This window comes from Mycobacterium sp., assembly GCF_050701675.1.
Taxonomy (GTDB): Bacteria; Actinomycetota; Actinomycetes; order Mycobacteriales; family Mycobacteriaceae; genus Mycobacterium.
In genome coordinates this window covers 1-4,175 of the sequence record NZ_JBOGDD010001349.1, presented here as the reverse complement: position 1 = coordinate 4,175, position 4,175 = coordinate 1, and the positions used below count along the sequence as shown (strand labels likewise).

The window sequence follows — 4,175 nt, the reverse complement described above, 5'->3', positions numbered from 1 at the left end:
GGTCTGTCGTCACGCCATGACGGTTTGAACGTAGGCCATCAAGGGAATCCGCGGAATCAGCAAGTACGTCAATTCGTGACGTGCCAGTAGCCGAAGGAGTCCCGACATGGATACCAATACCATCGTCGTGGTCATCGTGGTGGTCCTGCTCGTGATCCTCGCGCTTGCGTTCGTCGCTCGCCGTACCCGTGATCGCAAGCGCGTCGCCGAGTCCGACCGCATCCGTGAGGAGGTCCGCGAGGAGAACACTCGGGTGGAGAAGCGTGAGGCGGTCGCCGCCGAGACCGACGCGAAGGCAAGGGCGGCTTCCGCCGAAGCCGAGGCGAAGGCCGCAGAGGCAGCCCGCCTGGCGGACAGGGCCGCCACCCATCGCGACGAGGCCGCGTCCTCGAGGGAACGTCTCGACGCCGAGAGTCAACGCGCCGACGGTCTGGATCCGCGCCGCGAGAACGATGCCGACGACGCGCGTGACGACGCCGAGAAGGACCGCATCAAGCGGGATGAGTCGATCCGCGTCGAGCACGACGAGAAGCGCCACCGCGCAGTCAACTAGGGATACGGCGACGTGACTCGTCGGTCTCGGGTTCACACCAGAACCCGGGACCGACGAGTCACGCGAGCAGTTGAGCGACCAGCAAGCGCTGCAACCACGCCTCGAATGCCTTCACGGACCAACCTCTGTCCTTCACGAACCGGGTGAAGAGCACGGGATCAGTGGCACACCACGCCACGTCGACCGCCCTCGGACGAGACGGGCTGGTGCGTGATCAAGGTCGCGTCCTCGGCGTGACGGTAGCCGGTCGCGGACTGATGGCCGACGTCGTGATCGACGCGTCGGGCCGGATCCGGCCGTGGTTCGACGACCACCGGTATGCCGACGCCGACCGGATCCGACGGTGGTCCGGTGGCGAGGTGGACACGACACGCCGCTTGACGTCGGACCTCGTCGTCGCTGCGGCTGCCGCCGACGACACCGTTCGCGCCGTCGTCGAGCCGTACGCCAGGATGGCTGCACTGCCCGCCAGTCTCGACGCCGTCGAACCAAGGGCCAGAGAGATATTCGCCGGCGGCTGGCGCCCCGCCGTGCCCGACGGGCCGACCCGAGCCGACCTGGTCGAACTCTGCGAGGCGTTCGAAGAGGGAGTCGCCTAGCTCCGCGGTGTCCACGCGACCGGCAGTCGCTTGATGCCGTGGATGAACGCAGACTGCAGCCGAGCCGGTTCCTCGGTGGCGGCGATGTCCGGGACCCTGCGGTGCAGTTCTTCGAAGGCGACGGTGATCTCGCGCCGCGCCAGGTTCGCGCCGAGGCAGAAATGAGCACCGCCCCCACCGAAGCCGACGTGAGGGTTCGGGTGGCGGCGCACGTCGAACGACCACGGATCGTCGAACTTGGCGTCGTCGCGGTTCGCCGAGCCGTACCAGAGCGTAACCTTGTCGCCCGCAACGAGTTCGACACCACCGAGTTCGGTATCGCGGGTCACCGTGCGGCGCATGTAGGCAACGGGGGAGGCCCACCTGACGACCTCCTCGACGGCGGTCGGCGCGACCGTGTCGTAGTCGCTCCACCAGTCGTCGCGCTGCTCGGGGTGCCTGCTCAGCGCGAGGACCCCGTGGCTGATCGCATTGCGGGTCGTCTCGTTGCCGGCAACCACCAACAGGATGAAGAACGATGCGACCTCTGCGGACGTCAGCCGCTCGCCATCGAGCTCGGCCTGGACCAGGCTGGTGGTGAGATCCTCACCAGGATGGGCGCGGCGGTCGTCGGCAAGGGCGGCGGCATAAGCGCCGATGTCCATGGCGACCTTGACGAACTCGTCGAAGTCGGCCGTGATCTCCGGGTCTCCGAACCCCAGGATCACGTTGGTCCAGTGAAAGACCTTGAGGTGGTCCTCTTCCGGGATCCCCATCATGTCGCAGATGATCTGCAGCGGAAGTGGTCCGGCCAGCGACGAGACCAATTCGGCCGTGCCGTCGGGATTGTCGGCAACCATCGCTTCGACGAGGCGCCGGGCGCGGTCGCGGACCGAGTCCTCGATGCGGGTCAGCACCCGCGGGGTGAACGCGCTCCTGACGATGTTGCGCAGCCGGGTGTGCCGCGGATCGTCCATCGCGATCATCGAACCGAAGTACTCGGCCAGCTCCGGCGTCTGGTCCCCGATGACGATGCCTGCGGCCGAGCTGAAGATCTCGGGATTCCTGCTCGCGTGGAAGACGTCGTCGTAGCGGGTGACGGCCCAGTGCCCCCTGCCCGGCTCGAAGCCGTCCTGGACGAACTCCGGCTGATGCGACACCGGTGCCTCACGCCGCAGCGTGGCGAACGCGCCGTCGCGCATCTCGTCGTCCAGAGCCCAGAAGTCCCACGACCCCAGGTTGATGTCGGAGATCGGCACGTCGGGCGGTGGGGTGCCATTGACCCGCCTCACGGTCTGGCCTCGTGCCCCAGTCGGCCGTGAGTGCGTCGCTGCTCCTTCATCGTCGCCTCGAACACGTGGCGCTCACCCGCTTGCAGGTCGTCGCGCACCCGGCGCTCTTGGTCGCGGAACTCGGTCCAGTAGCCGTCGTCGAACTCCTCGACGACCTGGAAGGTCCAGCGGCCGTGGAGCACGTTGCGGCCCATCATTTCCGTCTGCAAACGGTCGGCGACGGCCTCGTGACCTGCCGACCGCAGCTCGTCGCAGGCTTCGCCGAGCGTCAGGTCGGCATGGCCGATCAACTGATGGAAGGAGTACAGATGGCCACGGGCGCGCTCGACGTACTCCAAGGCCTCCGACACCTTCCCGACCGCCGCGATCGTGTCGTCGTCGACGCCCGTGGGGCGACGGTCGAGGTGGGCGTCGGAACCGTCCTGGTGCTCGGCGTCGTACGTCATTGAACAGTTTTACCCCGGCCGTCGCGGACCCAACCCGCGACGCCGGTTTCCGCGGATGGCCTGCGCGTGACCGTTTCGCCGTGGTAGCACCATCGGGTGCGCAACCCACATGCAGGGCAACCCTTTACGAACTCCGACGAGGAGATCGCCGAAGCGCTGCTCGACGTCAGCATCCCGACGTTGATGCTGTCACTGGTCCACATGGCGGGCGATCCCACGCTCATCCGCGGCGCGCTGAAGCCGGCCGGACTCTTCCTCAACGAGGTGCAGGGGTACATGTCCGAGGAGGACAAGTCCGCCGTTCGCACGATCGCGCTGAAGATGATCGCCGACTACCGGGACCGCGGCTGCCCAGAGCCCGAGCCGATCACCGGTGAGCTGCTCAAGGAGATGATGGAGTGGCTCGTCTGCGAGCCGGTGCCCGACGAGTACGTGCCGATGCTGCTCGAGGAGATGGAGCTCGACGGGACCGATGCCCGCGCGGTCAGCACGTCGACCGAGACCGCACGCGGCGAGTTCGGCGTCGTCGTCATCGGCTGCGGTGAGTCCGGATTGCTCGCGGGCATCCGGCTGAAGGAGGCCGGCATCCCCTTTACGATCGTCGAGAAGAACGCCGGACCCGGGGGCACCTGGTATCAGAACACGTATCCGGGTGCCCGGGTCGACGTCGGAAATCACTTCTACTGCTACAGCTTCGAACCCACCGATCAGTGGACGCACTTCTTCGCCGAACAGCCAGAGCTGCAGGACTACTTCCAGCGCGTCTTGGACAAGTACGGCGTCGGGCCGCACGTCCGGTGGGAGACCGAGGTCACCGACGCGTCGTGGGATGACGCGACGGCGATGTGGACCATCCGCACGCGTGGACTCGACGGCACGGTCTCGACACTGCAGGCTCGCGCGGTCATCAGCGCAGTGGGGCAGCTCGACAGACCCCAGCTGCCGCCGATCCCGGGCCGAGACCTGTTCTCCGGAGCCGCGTTTCACTCCGCGGAGTGGGACCACTCGGTGGATCTGAGCGGCAAACGCGTTGCGATGATCGGCGCGGGCGCAAGCGGTTTCCAGATCGCTCCGACGATCGCCGAGGACGTCGCACACCTCACCGTCTTTCAGCGGACCGCCCAGTGGATGTTCCCGAACCCGAACTACCACGCGGCCGTCGGGCCGGGGGTGCGGTGGGCGTTGCGCCATCTCCCGTTCTACGGCAGGTGATACCGGTTCCTGCTGTTCTGGCCGGGCTGCGACAAGGGACTGGAGGCCGCGCGCGTCGATCCCGACTACCCGGATCAACGACGTGCCGTCAGTG

The 4,175-nt window shown here is 67.1% G+C and carries 4 protein-coding genes and 1 pseudogene; 3 read left to right on the top strand and 2 right to left on the bottom strand.

All coding sequences use genetic code 11. From position 1 onward, the window contains the following. Nucleotides 1-106: 106 nt before the first annotated feature. Together ACRDUX_RS41675 and ACRDUX_RS41670 are read left to right on the top strand one after the other, a co-directional pair. Nucleotides 107-553 carry a hypothetical protein gene (locus ACRDUX_RS41675; protein WP_526423561.1) on the top strand — a complete coding sequence of 149 codons (447 nt, stop codon included), beginning with the start codon at nucleotides 107-109 and terminating at the stop codon, nucleotides 551-553. Between the two features lie 206 nt (nucleotides 554-759). Next, the gene (locus tag ACRDUX_RS41670) at nucleotides 760-1,152 is read left to right on the top strand and encodes a hypothetical protein (RefSeq protein WP_526423559.1); all 393 of its coding nucleotides are present in this window, start codon (nucleotides 760-762) and stop codon (nucleotides 1,150-1,152) included. On the opposite strand, the gene ACRDUX_RS41665 is transcribed toward ACRDUX_RS41670, so the two are convergent. Together ACRDUX_RS41665 and ACRDUX_RS41660 are read right to left on the bottom strand one after the other, a co-directional pair. After that, entirely contained in the window at nucleotides 1,149-2,423 is a 1,275-nt protein-coding gene (locus ACRDUX_RS41665) for a cytochrome P450 (protein WP_526423557.1), read from the bottom strand. The genes ACRDUX_RS41670 and ACRDUX_RS41665 overlap by 4 nt on opposite strands. Next, entirely contained in the window at nucleotides 2,420-2,869 is a 450-nt protein-coding gene (locus tag ACRDUX_RS41660; protein ID WP_526423555.1) for a hypothetical protein, read from the bottom strand. The genes ACRDUX_RS41665 and ACRDUX_RS41660 overlap by 4 nt, the downstream gene beginning before the upstream one ends. A 96-nt stretch (nucleotides 2,870-2,965) precedes the next feature. Here ACRDUX_RS41660 and ACRDUX_RS41655 point away from each other — a divergent pair. Next, a pseudogene (locus ACRDUX_RS41655) lies at nucleotides 2,966-4,175 on the top strand (flavin-containing monooxygenase); the annotation flags it as partial.